Annotated in this window: 13 protein-coding genes; 8 read left to right on the forward strand and 5 right to left on the reverse strand. The window is 38.2% G+C overall.

What is annotated here, in order from left to right; genetic code table 11:
* Positions 1-134 precede the first annotated feature (134 nt).
* Positions 135-2,552 carry a TonB-dependent receptor gene (locus JIV24_RS03210; protein WP_200463566.1) on the forward strand — a complete coding sequence of 806 codons (2,418 nt, stop codon included), beginning with the start codon at positions 135-137 and terminating at the stop codon, positions 2,550-2,552.
* Positions 2,553-2,939: 387 nt separating this feature from the next.
* Here the strand turns inward: JIV24_RS03210 and JIV24_RS03215 are convergent, their stop codons facing one another.
* A complete protein-coding gene (locus JIV24_RS03215; RefSeq protein ID WP_200463567.1) occupies positions 2,940-3,767 on the reverse strand; it encodes a hypothetical protein in 828 nt (275 codons plus the stop codon).
* A 200-nt stretch (positions 3,768-3,967) separates the two neighbouring features.
* Between JIV24_RS03215 and JIV24_RS03220 the strand changes: the two genes are divergently transcribed.
* Positions 3,968-5,221: an MBL fold metallo-hydrolase gene (locus tag JIV24_RS03220; RefSeq protein ID WP_200463568.1), complete on the forward strand. Its 1,254-nt coding sequence runs from the start codon at positions 3,968-3,970 to the stop codon at positions 5,219-5,221.
* Positions 5,222-5,493: 272 nt separating this feature from the next.
* Entirely contained in the window at positions 5,494-7,122 is a 1,629-nt protein-coding gene (locus JIV24_RS03225; RefSeq protein WP_289047860.1) for an AMP-binding protein, read from the forward strand.
* A gap of 113 nt (positions 7,123-7,235) precedes the next feature.
* Here JIV24_RS03225 and JIV24_RS03230 read toward each other — a convergent pair whose 3' ends face one another.
* Positions 7,236-8,873 carry an ABC-F family ATP-binding cassette domain-containing protein gene (locus JIV24_RS03230; RefSeq protein WP_200463569.1) on the reverse strand — a complete coding sequence of 546 codons (1,638 nt, stop codon included), beginning with the start codon at positions 8,871-8,873 and terminating at the stop codon, positions 7,236-7,238.
* A gap of 160 nt (positions 8,874-9,033) precedes the next feature.
* On the opposite strand from JIV24_RS03230, the gene ligA reads away from it, so the two are divergent.
* The 5 genes from ligA (at position 9,034) to JIV24_RS03255 (ending at position 15,512) form a co-directional block, all read left to right on the forward strand.
* Entirely contained in the window at positions 9,034-11,853 is a 2,820-nt protein-coding gene (gene ligA, locus JIV24_RS03235) for an NAD-dependent DNA ligase LigA (protein WP_200463570.1), read from the forward strand.
* Between the two features lie 32 nt (positions 11,854-11,885).
* On the forward strand, positions 11,886-12,431 hold the full coding sequence (locus tag JIV24_RS03240) for a DUF6913 domain-containing protein (protein ID WP_200463571.1): 546 nt from the start codon (positions 11,886-11,888) through the stop codon (positions 12,429-12,431).
* 9 nt (positions 12,432-12,440) lie between these two features.
* Positions 12,441-13,325, forward strand: a complete 885-nt coding sequence (dapA, locus tag JIV24_RS03245) for a 4-hydroxy-tetrahydrodipicolinate synthase (protein ID WP_234445686.1) — start codon at positions 12,441-12,443, stop codon at positions 13,323-13,325.
* Positions 13,326-13,401: 76 nt separating this feature from the next.
* On the forward strand, positions 13,402-13,995 hold the full coding sequence (locus JIV24_RS03250; RefSeq protein WP_200463572.1) for a penicillin-binding protein activator LpoB: 594 nt from the start codon (positions 13,402-13,404) through the stop codon (positions 13,993-13,995).
* A gap of 134 nt (positions 13,996-14,129) precedes the next feature.
* Positions 14,130-15,512 carry a COG3014 family protein gene (locus JIV24_RS03255; protein WP_200463573.1) on the forward strand — a complete coding sequence of 461 codons (1,383 nt, stop codon included), beginning with the start codon at positions 14,130-14,132 and terminating at the stop codon, positions 15,510-15,512.
* A gap of 2 nt (positions 15,513-15,514) precedes the next feature.
* Here the strand turns inward: JIV24_RS03255 and JIV24_RS03260 are convergent, their stop codons facing one another.
* The 3 genes from JIV24_RS03260 to moeB form a co-directional block, all read right to left on the reverse strand.
* A complete protein-coding gene (locus tag JIV24_RS03260) occupies positions 15,515-16,045 on the reverse strand; it encodes a hypothetical protein (protein ID WP_200463574.1) in 531 nt (176 codons plus the stop codon).
* A gap of 57 nt (positions 16,046-16,102) precedes the next feature.
* A complete protein-coding gene (locus tag JIV24_RS03265; protein ID WP_200463575.1) occupies positions 16,103-16,999 on the reverse strand; it encodes an NAD(P)-dependent oxidoreductase in 897 nt (298 codons plus the stop codon).
* A 230-nt stretch (positions 17,000-17,229) separates the two neighbouring features.
* Positions 17,230-18,339 (reverse strand): molybdopterin-synthase adenylyltransferase MoeB, encoded by a 1,110-nt coding sequence (moeB, locus tag JIV24_RS03270; protein WP_200463576.1) that lies wholly within the window; start codon positions 18,337-18,339, stop codon positions 17,230-17,232.
* Positions 18,340-18,400: the final 61 nt, after the last annotated feature.

Below are 18,400 nucleotides of genomic sequence, written 5' to 3' on the forward strand. Positions count from 1 at the left end.
TCTTCAACTGAACATTGGAATCGTACCATAGTGACAGGCATATATAAATGCTTATGTCACCATTGTTTCTGCTTTGAAACAAAACCTAATTATTAACTCAAGATCTGATTGACAGATTACTAAAAGATTTTAAGATGAAGTATTGTATTGCGAAAGCATTATTACTAATCAGTTTATTTATATCAACTATTACAATTGCACAAACTCCACCACCAGAGCCTATGTGCGATTTAAATGGTACAATTACTGCCGCAGGAAAACCACTACCACTTGCAACGGTAACAATCAACAACACCACACTTGGCGTGGCATCTGACATGGATGGTGAATTTGAATTAGGTTTTATACCTGAAGGTGAATTCATTGTAAAAGCGCAGGCAATGGGTTATAAACCTATAGAGAAAACGGTAAGCTTTAAAAAGGGTGCATCGATAAAACTATCCTTTGAATTGGAGGAGGATGTTCTAGGCTTGGAACAGGTAGTTGTGACGGCAGATAGAAATGAGCGAAAGCGCAAAGAAGCTTCCACTATTGTAAATACTCTTACTCCAAAACTGTTAGAAAACACACAATCAGTATCTATTGGCGAAGGATTAAATTATGTACCGGGCTTACGCTTGGAAAATAATTGTCAGAATTGTGGGTTCACACAAGTTCGTATGAACGGATTAGATGGTGCTCACTCACAGGTATTAATAAATAATCGTGCTGTTTTTAGTAATCTGGCAGGTGTATATGGTTTAGAGTTGATACCATCGAGCATGATTGAGCGCATTGAAGTGGTTCGTGGTGGTGGCTCAGCCCTATATGGAAGTAACGCGGTTGCTGGAACCATTAACCTGATTACAAAAGATCCAATGGTTAACTCATACGATTTAACTGCACAATACAACTCAGTTGGTGCTGGAACCGATGGTGAAGCTCAAGGCGATTATTCAGTTAACATGAATACCACCATTGTAAGTGACGATAAAAAAACCGGCTTAGCCTTGTATGGCTTCTATCGCGATAAAGACCCCTATGATGCCAATAACGATGGCTTCTCTGAAATATCGCAAATTGAAAACCTGACTTTAGGAGCTAGATTATATCATCGAATAGACTACCGCAATAAAATCACCTTTGATTTTATGCGTGTAAATGAAGAACGCCGAGGCGGAAATGACTTTGATAAATTAAATCATGAAGCTGAAATTTCAGAAGCAGTCGATCATAAAATCACAACCATTGCAGGTACCTACGAGCGTTTTGTAGGAACAGGTAGTATGTGGTCGGTATACGGTTCTACTCAGAATGTTGATCGCGCATCTTATTATGGTGCTGATAAAAGTTTACAAGACTATGGTCAAACAGATGGGATGACTTACAATATTGGAATACAGTTTAAATCTGATTTTGGAAAAAACAGCATTGTAACAGGTATTGAGTTAGTACACGACGACATGCTTGACCAAAAACTGGGATATCCTGATTATGAAAATCCTATTTATGCTGGTGACGGAACAACTATTGAAGGCTTTGAGCATATCCCTAATACCACCATTACTGACCAGAACAAGAATGTATATGGCGTGTTCGCTCAGTACGATCGCCAACTAGGCCCTGTAAAAGCATCGCTTGGAGCTCGATTTGACCGCTATAAGATTACCGACTTAGATCATAAAGAAGGTAACAACGATGGCAATGTGTTTAGCCCCCGCGTAAACTTATTATGGGATGTTATTCCATCCTTACAATGGCGTGTTAGCTATTCACAAGGTTATCGTGCCCCTCAGGTATTTGATGAAGATTTACACATCGAAACTTCAGGTTCTCGTAAAGTGATTCATGCAAATGACCCGAACCTTAAGCAAGAAACAAGTCATTCATACATGACTTCATTTGATTTTAATCGCCGCTTTGGTGTCTGGAATGTTGGTCTATTGGTAGAAGGATTTTACACCAACCTGGATGATGCCTTTGCTCAATCGCCAGAGCATGATGAGGATACTGGTGTTACAACATACATTCGCAGTAATGCAGAAAATGGCGCTGAAGTTAAAGGTGTGAATTTTGAATTAACAGCCTCGCCCAACAACAAATTCTATATAAGAGCCGGATATACCACTCAATCAAGTGAATTTGGCGAAGCTGTTGAGCTTGGTGAAAGTGACTTTTTACGTACACCAAATGATTACGGATTCTTTGCAGTAGATTATATAGTTGGAGAAAAATTAACCTTAATAGCTAGTGGTACTTACACAGGTAAGATGAAGATTGCCTACTATGGTGAGGAGCTTAAGCCAGGTGAAACACCTATTATCATCGGCGATGAAGACCCGGGAGTAATTCGTACTACACCAACCTTTTTCGACCTTGGGTTAAAAGCTGAGTATCAATTAAAAGTAGGTGGACTTCCATTAACCGCTTTTGCGGGTGTTAAAAACATCTTTAACTCATACCAGGATGACTTTGATTCAGGCTTCAATCGTGACCCGGCATATGTTTATGGACCTACCAACCCACGAACGGTGTATGCAGGCATCAAGCTTAGCAATGTTTTCGGACATTAATTATAATAGAATTCATAATACTGAAAGCCCGGCTCATTTCGGGCTTTTTTTTGCTCAAGCCAAGCGAAAATCAATCGTAAAATGGCACTCTTCTAAAGAAACAGCCTTTGACTAAATAGTCATTGCTCAATTCACTAGTGAAACATAGCGTGACTAAATAGTTAAAGCTTCAATCAGCAGTGAAACAAGCTTTGACTAAATAGTCACAGCCCTTTTCAATACGTAAATGGCCTTTAACTAAATAGTCATGCGTTCCGGAAAGAGTAAAACATACTTTGACTATTTAGTCATAAGAAAAAACTTAAACAGCGTCATGACTAAATAGTCATTACTCATTGTCAATCCTGTTGCAAATCACAATGGTGATGCTTTTCTACATAATGTAACTTAGCTTATTAAACGATTAATGGCATTGTACATAAACACGCCATCAATGTTTTTAAAGAGCTGTGCATCTGAATCAAATCCTTCTCTGAATAAACTAATCTGATCTTTAAATGCTTCAGTGGAGGCGATATTATTAATTTTCAGTTTATATTTTTTATTACCCGATGTAAAATACACATGCTCATTGGTCAATGCACAGGTGCCATCACCCATATGTTGCATCTGAACCATTTTAACGGTTTCACTTTTCTCATCAACTTTACGGTAATAATGCCTTTTTTCATTCTTACCAAGCATCCGAAGGCTTGTATCAGCCTGCAAATTGGGATTTTGCTTATAACACTCCACGTCATTGAAAATCCAAATAAGCTGTTCTGTATTTTGCAGATGAAATGGCAGGTAAGACTCAACAACCATTCTTGGCTCGGGAATTAGCCCTTTGTCCAAATCACGTATAATCGATAATTTAGCTACTCTCTTTAAGGTGCCGTCCTGATCCAGCATCTCTTGCGACAATTGAAACGCTTGCTGAAATTCAGCTATTCGATCTTCAATGGCTTCGGTAAAATGCCCCTCTTCAATCAAACTGTTAACAGCCTTATTAAAGGTTTTAATATAAATTGCATCGAGCTCTTGTAATCGAACAGCACTAGAAATTGCGATTTCTTTAATACGTTTTTTGAGGCTACTAAACTCACCTCCGTTGCGCAATATATATTCCACCATTTGAGCTACTCTCTGTTTCCCCTGTTTGTATTTAAGTTCACAGAAATAATGCTTGTTACTTAAAAAGCCGGCTTTCTCACCACAATATTTACATGCTGCCATATCAATAAATTTTATCGTACTTGAATGACTAATCATCAATATCCTTTCCAAAAATGGCTTTGCCGTAGGCCAATCTGCAAACACCATAATCCTAATACCTCCTACTTCATCTGTATCAACACTATACACTATTAAAAATACACCGGTGCATTTATCATACTACACCGCTATTGGCACTCAACATTTAGCAAAACAGGAAAATGCATACAACAAGAAGTAAAATTTATACAGCTGCGCACAAAACACCCACTACTTTTGTTATGGTTAATAATGAAATGGATATGCGTAAAAGAAAGAAGACAATGATTATAATCGTTAGCATCCTTTGTACCATCATTCTGCCAGTTGTAGCTTTTATGGCATTAAGTCCTCAATTTGGCGGTACAGCAACTAAAACTATCCAAAATACCTATAGTCAATCACCACAGTATCGTAACGGAAAATTTGCAAATATCGGCGACGTTAAGATGGAGATGTCTGGTTCTAAGTTTTGGGCGTTGATTAAAGAACAGTTTAATACCCACCCTAATGCCACTCCAAAAAAGACACCTCAAATTGTCCAAATGGATTCCTCTAATATGGCTGAATACAACGGCGATATGCGCCTCTTTTGGTTTGGTCACTCATCCTTTTTGATTCAGACCAACGGTAAAAACATATTGATTGATCCCATGTTGGGACAGTCAGCATCTCCAGTCCCTTTCGTAGGCGTTAAACGATTTAATAAACAGCTACCTATTGATATCGAAAAATTACCAAAAATTGACCTTATCATTATTTCTCACGATCACTACGACCATTTAGATTATGGTTCAATTACACGACTTAAGGACAAAACAGAAGCTTTTTATACACCTTTGGGTGTTGGTTCCCATCTCGTATCATGGGGCGTTGATAAACATCGCATAAGCGAATTAGACTGGTGGCAAGAAATAAAACTTGATAAACTGACGCTTGCCTGTACACCTGCTCAGCATTTCTCGGGTCGTGGCAAATGGTTTAATGATCAGGCATCTACCTTATGGTGTTCGTGGGTAATTAAAACACCCGAAAAAAACATTTTCTTTAGTGGAGATAGTGGATATGGTCAGCATTTTAAAACCATCGGTGAAAAATACGGGCCGTTTGATTTGGCTCTGATGGAATGTGGTCAGTATAACGAGCTTTGGAAAGAAATACACATGATGCCTGAAGAAACGATTCAGGCAGGGAAAGATGTTCAAGCATCTGTAGTAATGCCCATTCATTGGGGTGGTTTTAAATTAGCCATGCACGATTGGCTCGAGCCAATTACCAGAGCATCTATAGCTGCTAATAAACTTGAAGTTAAAATCATAAGTCCTCAAATTGGGGAAGGTATCATTCTAAATGGAGAAACACCAGTTACCGTAAAATGGTGGGAAGCGTCTAATAGGAACCTAATCATTGATATAAATGCTGTAGCTAAAGATTAATTGCTAACATCGTACTTCAATCAATAATTGCAATTAGCTTCTGACAGAACATGACTGTTAACCAACAAGAACAATCTATTTTTTTGGACAAATATTGAAGTAACAGATGACAACAATCGTTATTTTATCCATTTTTTGATTAACAAAACATGACTTAATCACACCACGGTTTAATTAAAAATTTATATTTGTAACAGTACATTACTACTAATTTCGTTTTAATTTATAGTAATTACTTCCAGAACAAAACATAACTAATTAAACCAGACATTGTGAATAATCATTTATCGTACGACCACGGAACGTCGGACACGCCCCTTTTGGGCATTACCATATCAGAACAACTTAAACAAACTGTTGACAAATTCCCAAACAGCGACGCCCTCGTAGTTCCTTATCAGAACTACAAAGCCACCTATAAAGAATTTTGGGAGCAGGTAGAAGAAGTTGCTAAAGGGATATTATCCTATGGTGTAAAAAAAGGTGATCGCGTCGGTATTTGGTCACCCAATCGTTACGAGTGGGTTTTGGTCCAGTTCGCCACTGCACGCATTGGTGTAATCCTGGTGAATGTCAATCCGGCCTATAAGTCAGCCGAATTAAAATACGCACTAAAGCAATCTGAAACGAGCCTGCTGATCATGTCTAAAGGTTTTCGTCAGACCAACTATTTGGACATTTTAAACGAAGTGAGAGGTGAATGTATTCATCTAAAAAGCATCATTGTCATTGACCACGATTGGCAAAGCCTGCTGGATGCAGCAAAAAAGGTATCAAGCAAACAACTTGTCGAACTAGAAAAAACGCTTCAGTTTGATGAAGCCATCAATATCCAATACACATCAGGCACCACAGGTTTTCCTAAAGGTGCTACCCTGTCCCACCACAATATTATAAACAATGGCTATTTTATTGGTCAGCGCTTAAAATACACCGAGAAAGATCGTGTGTGTATTCCAGTTCCATTATATCATTGCTTTGGCATGGTATTGGCTAACCTGGCATGCATCACTCACGGAGCGTGCATGGTGCTCACAGGAGAAGCCTTTGTACCTGAAACAGTGCTTCAAACGGTTCAGAATGAAAAGTGCACCTCATTATATGGCGTACCTCTCATGTTTATCGCAGAGCTAAATGATCCGAATTTTGACAAGTACGACTATTCAAGCTTACGAACAGGTATTATGGCCGGTGCTTCTTGCCCCGAATCAACCATGAAGGCAGTCCGTGAAAAGATGAATATGCGGGAGGTTGGCATCTGCTATGGAATGACTGAAACCTCGCCCGTTAGTACTCAAACATTTGTTGATGACAACGAATATCGTCGCTGTGCAACAGTTGGCATGGTGCATCCTCACATTGAAATTAAAATCATTAACCCTGAAACCGGCGCCATTGTAACACGTGGTGAGCGAGGTGAATTCTGTACACGCGGCTATTCGGTGATGCTGAAATATTGGAACAATCCAGAAGCTACTGCATCAGTAATTGATGAAGGACGATGGATGCATACAGGTGATCTGGCCGAAATGGATGAAAGTGGATACGTCAAAATTGTAGGGCGAATCAAAGATTTAATTATTCGAGGTGGTGAAAATATCTCACCCTTTGAAATTGAAGAATTTCTGCATCAGCATGATGCCATCAAAGACATTCAGGTTATTGGTGTTCCTTCGGCTAAATATGGCGAAGAAGTGATGGCATGGGTTATCATGAAAAATGGGGATAAGATTTCTGGTGAAGACTTACAAGCCTATTGTAAAGGACAAATAGCCACCTTTAAAATTCCTAAATACTGGAAATTTGTAGAGGAGTTTCCGACAACGGTAACCGGTAAAGTACGAAAAGTAGAAATGAGGGAAATATCAGCGAAAGAACTTGGATTGGTTCAACGCAATTAACTCGTAATTATTCCTTAAACAAAATTCGCTCACTGAGCGTAGTCGGGATGAAAACAACAATCACTTCGACTACGTCCAGTGGCTAATAAATATATTTTAGAGAACTTCGAAAATTAGTTCTTCCTTTCCAATTCATTCAAATGCGCCATCTTTTTCATCTCAAGGAAGCTTTGAATACCTCCAAGATGCTCTTTCACGCGTTGATTACCAAATTCATATACCTTATCAACCAAACCATCCAGAAAATCTCTATCATGAGATACCAGTATTAGCGTTCCATCAAAGGCCTTAAGGGCATCTTTAAGCACATCTTTTGTTTTCATATCCAAGTGATTGGTTGGCTCATCCAGAATTAACAAGTTAACCGGCTCAAGCAGTAATTTAACCATCGCTAATCGTGTTTTCTCACCTCCTGACAATACGCGTACCTTCTTATCAATATCTTCGCCACCAAACATAAAGGCACCGAGCATATCTTTAATTTTTGTCCGAATATCACCAACGGCAATATCATCAATGCTTTGAAAAACCGTTAGTTCCTCATCCAACATAGAAGCCTGATTTTGTGCAAAATAGCCAATCATGGTATTGTGCCCCAATTGCAGTTCGCCCTTATAATCAATTTCGCTCATAATGGCTTTTACCAGAGTGGATTTACCTTCTCCATTTCGACCTACAAACGCTATTTTCTCACCACGCTCCAAGGTTAACGAAGCATCGGCAAAAACCAGATGTTCATCGTAATACTTTGTTACTTCTGTGGCTATTAAAGGATAATTTCCCGAACGAGGTGCCGGAGGAAATTTAAGGCGCAGTGATGAACGATCCTCTTCATCGACTTCTACCCTATCGAGTTTTTCAAGCATCTTTACCCGACTTTGCACCTGAAGTGTTTTGGAATATGTACCCTTAAAACGCTCTATAAAAGCCTCATTCTCAGCAATCATCTTCTGCTGCTCTTCAAACGCTTTCAATTGATGCACACGACGCTCCTGACGCAGCACTAAATATTGAGAATAATTGACTTTATAATCGTAAATACGTCCCATGGTAACTTCAATGGTACGCGTAGTGATATTATCAACAAAAGCCCTGTCGTGAGAAATCACAATCACCGCTTTACCACAGTTTATCAGGAATTCCTCGAGCCACTGAATCGACTCAATATCCAGGTGGTTAGTTGGCTCATCGAGCAATATTAAGTCTGGTTTTTGAAGCAATATCTTAGCGAGCTCAATACGCATTCGCCAACCTCCTGAAAACTCGCTGGTTGGGCGCTGTAAATCATCGCGCATAAAACCAAGGCCCAACAATACCTTTTCAACTTCGGCATCAAAATTCGTTTCCTCAATCGAATAAAATTTCTCACTGAGTGTCGATACCTTTTCTATTAATTCGTAGTAGCTCTCCGACTCATAATCAGTACGTGACTCCAGCTCTTTATTAATTTCAGCAATCTCCTTCTCCATCGCGAAGATATGAGCAAAAGCCTGAGAGGCTTCTTCAAACACTGTCCGGTTATCCTCCGTCATCAAATGCTGAGGCAAGTAGGCCACAACCTTATCATTAGGCACCGCCACATGACCTTTGTTAGCCTCACGTGCTCCGGCAAGAATCTTCAATAAAGTTGATTTCCCGGCTCCATTCTTCCCCATCAAGGCAATACGGTCCTTTTCATTAATTACAAAAGAGATATTCTTAAACAGTGTGGTAGCACCAAATTCTACCGTCAATCCATCTACCGAAATCATATTATCTATTTTTAGCGCCGCAAAGATAAAACTATAGTCCGAAGTCCGAAGTTTGCAGTCCGAAGAATTCGTCATTTGATGGACAGAATAACAACAACTCCTCCACAGTGATTGAAATATTATTGTATTTTTGTTTGTTAACCTTACAAAAGCACAAGTAATGCCTGATATCGGGAAAGAGATACAAGAGTTAAGAGAACAACTTCACCAATATAACCATCAGTATTATGTACTGAATGAGCCACAAATTTCAGATTATGACTTTGACCAGTTATTGAAGAAACTTATTGAACTGGAAAAACAACACCCTGAGTTTGATGAGCCAAACAGCCCCTCAAAACGTGTTGGTAGTGATTTATCTAACGATTTCATACAGGTAACTCACAAGTACCCAATGTTATCGTTGGGCAATACATACAATGAAGCCGAAATAGAAAACTTTTACAATAGAATCTCCAAAGAAATTGGTCATGAGGTAGAGTTTGTTTGTGAACTAAAATACGATGGTGCATCCATTAGCTTAACATACGAAAACGGCGAATTATCAAATGCTGTTACACGTGGTGATGGCGAAAAAGGCGACGACGTTACGGCCAATGTCAAAACCATTAAAAGCATCCCGCTCCAATTGAAGGGTAGTTATCCTGATGAATTTGTTATACGAGGAGAAATATTTATTCCTAAAAAGAAGTTTAATGAGATAAATGCTGAGCTTGAAGTTAAAGGTGAAAAAACATTTGCCAATCCTAGAAATACAGCCGCTGGCTCATTAAAACTTAAGAAGAGTAAAGAAGTTGCCAAACGTGGTTTAGATTGTTTGTTGTATTATGTCTTTAGCGATAATTTAAACACCACTCTTCATTCAGATAACATTAAAAATGCCGGACAATGGGGTTTTAAAACACCAGCACACTACAAAGTCTGCAACTCCTTGCAAGACATTTATCAATTCATTAATAAATGGGATAAGGAGCGTTTTAATCTGCCTTTTGAAATTGATGGTATTGTAATAAAGGTTAACAACCGTGCTTACCAGGAACAGCTGGGTTACACCGCCAAAGAACCACGATGGGCTATTTCTTACAAGTTTAAAGCCGAAGAAGCTGAATCATTGCTTCAATCAATTACCTACCAGGTTGGGCGTACCGGAAAAATCACACCGGTAGCTAACTTATCGCCAGTACAACTGGCCGGCACAACCGTTAAACGCGCTTCTTTGCATAATGCCGATATTATTGACTCACTTGATTTACATACTGGAGATACGGTGTTTGTTGAGAAAGGTGGTGAAATAATACCAAAAATAACCAAGGTTAATATTGATAAGCGTCAAGCAAACGCTGATAAATTTATATTTATTAGTCATTGTCCTGAGTGTGGTACTACTTTAGTTAAAGAAGAAGGTGTAGCGGCACATTATTGTCCTAATGAAACAGGTTGTCCTCCGCAAATAGAAAACCGAATCAGTCATTTTGTGAGTCGCAAAGCAATGAACATCGACAGCCTTGGTGAAGGTATAATCTCTTTGCTAATAGAAAAAGGCTATATCAAAAACGTAGCTGATTTATACGAATTAAACAATAAGCAAAATCAACTTATCGGCCTGGAGCGACTCAACCTGCCAAAAGATGAGCTATATGAGCAACCAAAAATACCTTTAGAAAAAGTTATTTACGCCTTAAATATCGGTTCCAAGCCAATGACATTAAAAAATGCAGGCATTCTCACCAGGCATTATGAAACTTTAGAAAATTACCTAAATGCAAGTTCTGATTCCTTAAGTGGCATTGAAGGGTTAGAATTCAGAGATAAAGCACAGCAAACTAAATTCATTGCGAGCATTATCGGTTATAAATCTGATTTATTCAATCAGGATATTATTACGCATTTTGAAGATGACAAAAACGATAGTGAAGGCATACGTTTAATCACTATTCTTAAATATTTTAGAATCCCCCAGGCCAGTCATGAAGATTTGGAAAAAGTAATTCAAACATACGATTACATTTACCAGATTGCCAAATGCGAAGCAAGCGATTTGATAAAACTGGGCATTAATAATGAGGTGGCACAATCGATAATCACCACGCTTAACTCTAAAACAAATAAAGGAATAGTTGATAAGCTTAACGTTTTGAGCAAAACAACGCTCCAGGAAAAGTCGGTTTCTAAATTAATTGAGAGTATCGAAAATTCGAAAAAAGAACCATTTGAGAAAGTGCTTTTTGCATTGGGCATTAAAGATATTGGTGAAACAGTAGCGAAGGAAATCTGCAAAACAGTGAATAATGTTGAAAATATTAGTGCAGCATCTGCACCAAGTCTTTTGGAAAGATTAAAAGAGTTGTATTTAGATTGCTTACCCGAAGAGGAAACGCCTTCAACCATCAAATACACACCCAAAAGTGATTTGAAAAAATCGCAATACCTATACCAAACTCTAAGCATTTTTGAAGATATTTACAGCATTCATGCCATTCAGAAATCATTCACTCAAAACCTGAACTCTAAGCGCAAAACCAATATTGACATTGGCACAAAAGAAGCCCTTGAAAACGTATTGCGCGAACAAGTCAAAAACGATATTCCGGAAGCTTACTTTCATTATGCACAAATAAAAGGCGTAAAAGCCAATATACTCTCGAGTCTGGTGCAATACTTTGAGAATGAACAAAACAGACATCTAGTTGAAAGACTTAAAACAGCAGGTTTACAGTTTAAGCTGGAAGAAAAATCGGCCAACAGATCCAGTAAGCTGGAAGGTAAAACAATTGTGATTACAGGAACATTATCGCAACCACGGCCGCATTATGCCAAGTTAATCGAAGAAAACGGTGGTAAATGTACTAATTCAATCTCTGCCAAAACTTCGTTTGTATTAGCAGGCGAAAATGTTGGCGCATCAAAAAAATCAAAGGCCCAAAAGCTCGGTATTAATTTTGTTACTGAAGAAGAGTTTTTCAATTTATTAAACGCATAACCACATACTAATTCATATTACACACAGGATAAATGAGCAATTTCATTGAAACAATACGACAGAAAGTCGCCATATATAAACTAGAAAGCCAGCATAAAAAAGCACCTCGAAAAAAGAGGATGCACAACCTGGAAACGGCTCAAAGTGCTGGTATACTATACGATGCAACAGACGACCGCAACCTTAAAGTTGTAAAAGAACTCATTAATGAGTTAAAGGATGCCAATATCACCTCAGAAGCTTTAGGCTTTATCGATAAAAAGAAAAGAGATGATAATTACATTGGTGACAGCACTTACACCTTCGCTTGCAGAAGTGATTTTAGTTTTTTCTATGCATTAAAAAATGATGCACTTCAAGAATTTGTGAATAAGCCCTTTCATCTCTTATTCATTTTGGTGGACAAACAGCCTTTTGCTATTGATTACCTGGGTCAGCTTTCGAAGGCTGAATTTAAAATGGGTAAAGCCGGATTGGATAATGAGTTATACGACTTCATGATAGAATTAAAAAATGAAAGCGACACTTCTGAGTTAAAAAAGCAAATCATCCGTTACCTGAAACTAATCAACAACTAAAGACAATCCATGATATCTCCCCAACAACTTACCGGAACAGGTGTAGCTCTGGTAACACCTTTTGATAACAATAAAGCTGTTGACCATTCGGCGCTTAAAAAGCTAGTGAATTATGTGATTGATGGTGGCGTTAATTACCTCGTGGCACTTGGTACAACAGCCGAAACGGCCACTCTGAGTAATAAAGAAAAGCTGGAAGTCATACATACCATCAAGGAAGCTAATAGCAATCGGCTTCCTGTAATATTAGGTATGGGTAGCAATAATACTGACGAACTGATTGACACCATTAACCGTACCGATTTTGATGGCGTTGATGCGATCTTATCTGTTACTCCATTTTACAACAAACCAACACAAGAAGGCTTATATCAACATTACAAAGCCATTGCTGATGTTTCGCCGGTGCCAGTAATCTTGTACAACGTACCGTCGCGCACAGGCTGTAATCTAAATGCAGATACCTGCTTAAAATTAGCCAGTAACATAGAAAATGTCGTTGCAGTAAAGGAAGCTTCTGGTAATTGGGAACAAATAATGCAAATCATCAAGCATAAGCCGCAGGATTTTGCAGTTCTTTCGGGAGATGACGCCACCACCTTACCGCTTATTGCCTCTGGTGCCAATGGTGTTATTTCTGTGATTGCAAATGCATGTCCGGTTGAATTCAGTAGCATGGTGAATGCTGCCGTAGAAAACAATATGCCTAAAGCACGTCAGATACATTATTCTCTCATTGATTTAATTAATAACATTTTTGTTGAAGGAAATCCTGCTGGCATAAAAGCACTATTAGAAATGCGACAAATAATTGACAACCAATTGCGTCTGCCACTTGTTTCTACAACTGACAAATTATATAATGAATTAAAGGGTTATTTTAATGCATTCTAAACCGTTTTTTGGAATGCTTTTTGATTAACCAAACACGGATTAAAAAGGAATATCCATAAATCTAAACTTATTACTTATGAAACGAAATTTAACCTTCGTATTAGCAATTGTATTAACTGCAACTTTCATCAAAGGATGTTCAAGCCATAAGGTTGAACGCGTTGACACCAAAGAAACGATCGATTTAAGTGGTCGCTGGAATGATACCGACTCACGATTAGTAGCCGAAGAAATGGTTAATCAAGTACTAGGCGGCGCCTGGATTGGTAATCATCAGGAAGACAACAATGGTAAAAAGCCAGTGGTAGTTGTTGGTTTAGTTTACAATAAATCACATGAGCACATTAGCGCTGAAACCTTTGTTAAAGATGTTGAAAAAGCCTTTATCAATAGCGGCCGTGTCAGATTAGTTCAGGCAGGTGAAAAACGTGAGGAATTGCGTCGCGAAAGAGCTACTCAACAAGAAATGTCGAGTATGGAAACAGCCAAAGCATGGGGTAAAGAATTAGGTGCCGATTTTATGCTGAATGGAGATATTAACTCCATTGTTGACACTTACAAAAAGGAGCGCGTTAACTTCTACAAAATCAACATGGAACTATCTAATCTTGAGACCAATGAAATTGTATGGATTGGTGACAAAGAAATTAAAAAGTACATAAATAAATAATGGTTAATGGTTAATTACTAATGGTTAATTACTAATAATCAATAACTTATCGTTGATAATTGATAATTAATCATTGATAATTAACCATTAACCCCTTTAACTTAAAATCTACACCTCTGCCCACACTTCGACCTATGAAATCCAAAATTCTCACCATATTTCTTTCCCTCTTCTTTTTTGGCTGTGCCACTTATTACGAACAAAACATTAAGCTACAAAGCCTGATTGCCTCCGGGCAGTTTGAGGCTGCCGACAAAGAATTATCAAATGATTCTAAAGGCGCCGAAGGAAAGAATCGTTATCTGTATTTTTGTAACCGTGGCGTTGTCTGTTTTATGAACGGGCAATATGAGTTGAGTAATAATTACTTTAATCAGGCCGATTATTATGTGGAAGATTTCAGTAAATCATTTGGTAACGAAGCATTAGCCCTAATAACGAATCCGATGGTTAAACCCTATAGACCAGAAGATTTCGAAGCTGTATTGATACATTTTTACAAGGCCCTTAATTATATCTATCTCAAAGATTATGAAGGTGCATTAGTAGAATGCCGCCGTGTGAATATTGTACTGCAAAAGCTCAATGACAAATACAAGAAGAACAAAAATAAATATTCGCGAGATGCTTTTGCACATTGTATGATGGGCTTGATATATGAAGCTGCAGGAAATACCAATGATGCATTTATTGCTTACCGAAATGCCTTAGAAATATACGAGGAAGACTACAAAGAGCTTTTTGGCGTTAACGTACCAGAGCAATTAAAACAAGACTTAATGCGTACCGCTCAACAGCTGGGATTCGGTTCTGAACTAAACTTTTATGAAAATAAATTTGACCTTAAATACGAACCTGAAGACAATGAGAAAGGTCATTTGGTTTTTTTCTGGTTAAATGGTTTTGGTCCTGTGAAAGATGAGTGGAGCATTAATTTCACCAACACTGGCTATAACGATGGTTGGATAACCTTAGCCAACGAAGAACATGATTTTTCATTTCCGATTTACATTGGTAATAAATCAAGAAACGACCAGGCAGCCTTTAAAAACCTGTCATTCTTAAGGGTTGCTTTTCCTAAATATCACGAGCGCAAACCCATTTTTACAAAAGCAACGATCTCCGCCAATAGTGAAGAGTATGACTTACAGTTGGGAGAAGATATTAATGCCGTTGCTTTTCAATGTTTGAGCGATCGGATGATGCGTGAGATGGCAGCTGGAATTGCTCGATTGGCTACTAAGAAAGCATTGGAGGAAGTAGCCCGTAACGAGAATGAAAACCTGGGAACAATTGTTAGCATCGTTAATGCTATGACCGAAAAAGCCGATACACGAAACTGGCAATCATTGCCATATAGTATTTCTTATTGTCGCATACCACTTGATGAAGGAATGAACAGCGTACAATTAAACACCAGTGGCCGCATGCAGAATTCAGTTCCTTTTAATTTTGACATTAAAAAGAATCAAACAACATTTTTTGCTTTCCACAATCTTGAAAGCGACCAACGATAAGTTTACTCTATAAACAAGGGGATTGCAGCGATTACTAAGCCAATGGCGGTAAGTACCAGTCCTCTTTTAAACTTCTTCGAACTTGGTTTATACATCCACAGCGAAGAGATGGCTAAAAACAGCAATAACACACCATAGACAACAGCCAACCAATGGCTCATATAACGACTTTTTATCTTATGAAAGCTATTGATGGTCCACACAATATCTGGGTAAGTTTTAATGGTATAATTAGCCTCTCCACTAGAACGGCAATAACTACCATAATTGAAATAAATGCTATCGTTACTCACCTTTAACACATGTAAGCGTCTCAATTTAAGTGCTGACCCCAATTCATGTGGCCGTCTGTTTTTTCCAATATTTTCAGAGTAATGCTTGTCTATGATAAATACATCAGTATCGCGATAAACCAATACGATACCACTAACACAATAAACAATGGTTAAACCAATCATTAGAAAACCAATATCGCGGTGCAAAACACGCATGATTTTGGTAACAGAATTCTTCGAAATCGCCTTTTTACTCATACCTTCATAAAATCAGGCGGCAAATATAAATATTCAGTTCGGAATGACAATTCTAAATTATCCTGTCAGATATTCTTCCACATTATCCAACACCTTATAAGAAAGGCGTTCTTTCGCCTCCTTGGTCCATCCGGAAGTATGTTCACTATAAATCAGGTTATCGCATTTCGATAGTTCATCTAAAAAGGGACCAAACCCACAGACATCAAAAATGGCGTAGTTGTTACTTTTTAATAACCATTTCTTGAATGGCTCCTTATTAAATGGTAATCCTAATGAAGTATTAACAAGTATTTTCCCACTACCTAATTGCATTAAATTGTCGTCGCTCAAAACTTTTGTATGACGAGGCAAATGGAAAGAAATAATATCACAAGTATTTAACAGTTCCTCCAAAGGCAGGTGTTCGATTCCTAGCCCATGAGCTTCTTCCTTTTTTGAGCGGCTATAGTAAAACAGTTTTGCACCAAAGGCCTGCAGTCTTTTGGAGGTCATCAAACCAGTCGTTCCCATGCCTATTATTCCTACTTTTCGCCCTGTTAACTCAACAGGTTCTAATTGCCACTGATACTTGCCAAGTCCTTTTAGCAGTTGTATTAATTCAGAAACAATAAATTCTGCTACTCCTTCATCGCCATAATCGCGTATACCTTTAACCACTATTCCTTTCGTTTTGGCAAAACGGACATCTACATTCGCCGAATCTTCGTCAATCAGGCTGCAACACATACCAATGTACTTTAGGTTTGTACAAGCGCTTATAACATCTTTAGTAACCGGCGTATTCCATGATACAAATAAACAGTCAGCATTACCTATTCTGCTAATAATCTCTTCATCTGTTTTAGGTATATCGTTAAACATTTTGATTGGACTATCAGAAATAGCTTGCAATTTATCAATAGCAAAACCTTGCAAACCGGTATAATCAAGAATAACAATCTGGCGGAACATTACTTTCTATATTTTAGCAGTTTGTATGCATTGTGGGGTTGTTACAAAGTTGCACGCAAACTTCATGTTTATTTAACTTTAAATTTACGACAAGCGTATCTCTAATTTATATTTTGGCAACCACTATTAAACAAGCCAAATCTTAACCCCAAAAGCATTCATGGAGAGACTCAGTAGCATTTCCATCCACTTCTTTTTCGTAATGAGTTTTTCCATGATTGTGGGTGTTTCTAGTTTACCGACTCCCAGGCATCGTAACCTCCTTCAAGATTAATCAGCTTTTTATAACCTTGTGATTTAAGATATTCAATAACATGTGCACTTCTAATTCCCAAATGACAATAAACAACAACAGGTACTTCTTTAGGAATCTCAGCTAAGCGATTTGGAATCTGTTGCATGGGTATATTAATTGAATTAGCAATCAAGCCTTGCTGAAGTTCAATGGGTTCACGTACATCTATCAATACAGTATTTTCATTCCCAGATAAAATGTGTTTTAACTCATCTGCAGATATTTCCTCAACCGATTCATTCGTTGCCTGCTGACCGCAAAAAGCATCATAATCAATCAATTCTTTAATGCTTGGTTCATTTCCACAACACGGACAATCGGGATCTTTCATAAACTTTATTTCACCGAATTGCATTTTAAGTGCATCGTAGTTCAATAATCGACCTACCAATGGTTCACCAATACCCACAATTTGTTTAATCACTTCGGTAGCTTGCAGTGTACCAATTACACCAGGTAACACTCCCATTACGCCCGCTTCGGCACATGATGGTACAGTCCCTGGTTCTGGCGGTTCCGGAAAAAGGCAACGATAACATGGTCCATCGCTGGCGCCAGAAACACTTACTTGTCCTTCAAACTGTCGAATAGAGCCAAATACATTTATTTTACCACTCAATACACAGGCATCATTGACCAAATATCGCGTGGCAAAGTTATCAGTACCATCTGTTACAATATCGTACGATTTGATTATTTCTATAGCATTATCAGAAGTTAATGCTTCGTTATATAAGGTGATATTAATGTAAGGATTTATCTCCTTTAGAGTCGCATATGCTGATTCTGTCTTAGCTTCACCAACGCTGCTTGATTTGTGAATAATCTGCCGTTGAAGGTTAGATTCATCAACCACATCAAAATCAACTAAACCAATGTGCCCTACTCCAGAAGCTGCTAAATACATCGCTATAGGTGAACCTAATCCACCGGTGCCAACAATTAAAACTGATGCCGCTTTAAGCTTCTTCTGTCCCTCTGTTCCAATCTCAGGTAATAGAGTATGACGCTTGTAGCGCTCTAACTCTTCTTTTGTTAATGACATGTTAAATAATAATGTTTCGGTCGTGAAGATAATTACTTTAGCCCATACAATTATGACTATA

The sequence above is a fragment of the Carboxylicivirga marina genome, assembly GCF_016612505.1.
Taxonomy (GTDB): Bacteria; Bacteroidota; Bacteroidia; order Bacteroidales; family Marinilabiliaceae; genus Carboxylicivirga; species Carboxylicivirga marina.

Coding starts and splice junctions, on each gene's coding strand:
- JIV24_RS03210 (WP_200463566.1), top strand. CDS start 135: ATGAAGTATTGTATTGCGAAAGCATTATTACTAATCAGTTTATTTATA.
- JIV24_RS03215 (WP_200463567.1), bottom strand. CDS start 3,767: ATGGCAGCATGTAAATATTGTGGTGAGAAAGCCGGCTTTTTAAGTAAC.
- JIV24_RS03220 (WP_200463568.1), top strand. CDS start 3,968: ATGCATACAACAAGAAGTAAAATTTATACAGCTGCGCACAAAACACCC.
- JIV24_RS03230 (WP_200463569.1), bottom strand. CDS start 8,873: ATGATTTCGGTAGATGGATTGACGGTAGAATTTGGTGCTACCACACTG.
- ligA (WP_200463570.1), top strand. CDS start 9,034: ATGCCTGATATCGGGAAAGAGATACAAGAGTTAAGAGAACAACTTCAC.
- JIV24_RS03240 (WP_200463571.1), top strand. CDS start 11,886: ATGAGCAATTTCATTGAAACAATACGACAGAAAGTCGCCATATATAAA.
- dapA (WP_234445686.1), top strand. CDS start 12,441: ATGATATCTCCCCAACAACTTACCGGAACAGGTGTAGCTCTGGTAACA.
- JIV24_RS03250 (WP_200463572.1), top strand. CDS start 13,402: ATGAAACGAAATTTAACCTTCGTATTAGCAATTGTATTAACTGCAACT.
- JIV24_RS03255 (WP_200463573.1), top strand. CDS start 14,130: ATGAAATCCAAAATTCTCACCATATTTCTTTCCCTCTTCTTTTTTGGC.
- JIV24_RS03260 (WP_200463574.1), bottom strand. CDS start 16,045: ATGAGTAAAAAGGCGATTTCGAAGAATTCTGTTACCAAAATCATGCGT.
- JIV24_RS03265 (WP_200463575.1), bottom strand. CDS start 16,999: ATGTTCCGCCAGATTGTTATTCTTGATTATACCGGTTTGCAAGGTTTT.
- moeB (WP_200463576.1), bottom strand. CDS start 18,339: ATGTCATTAACAAAAGAAGAGTTAGAGCGCTACAAGCGTCATACTCTA.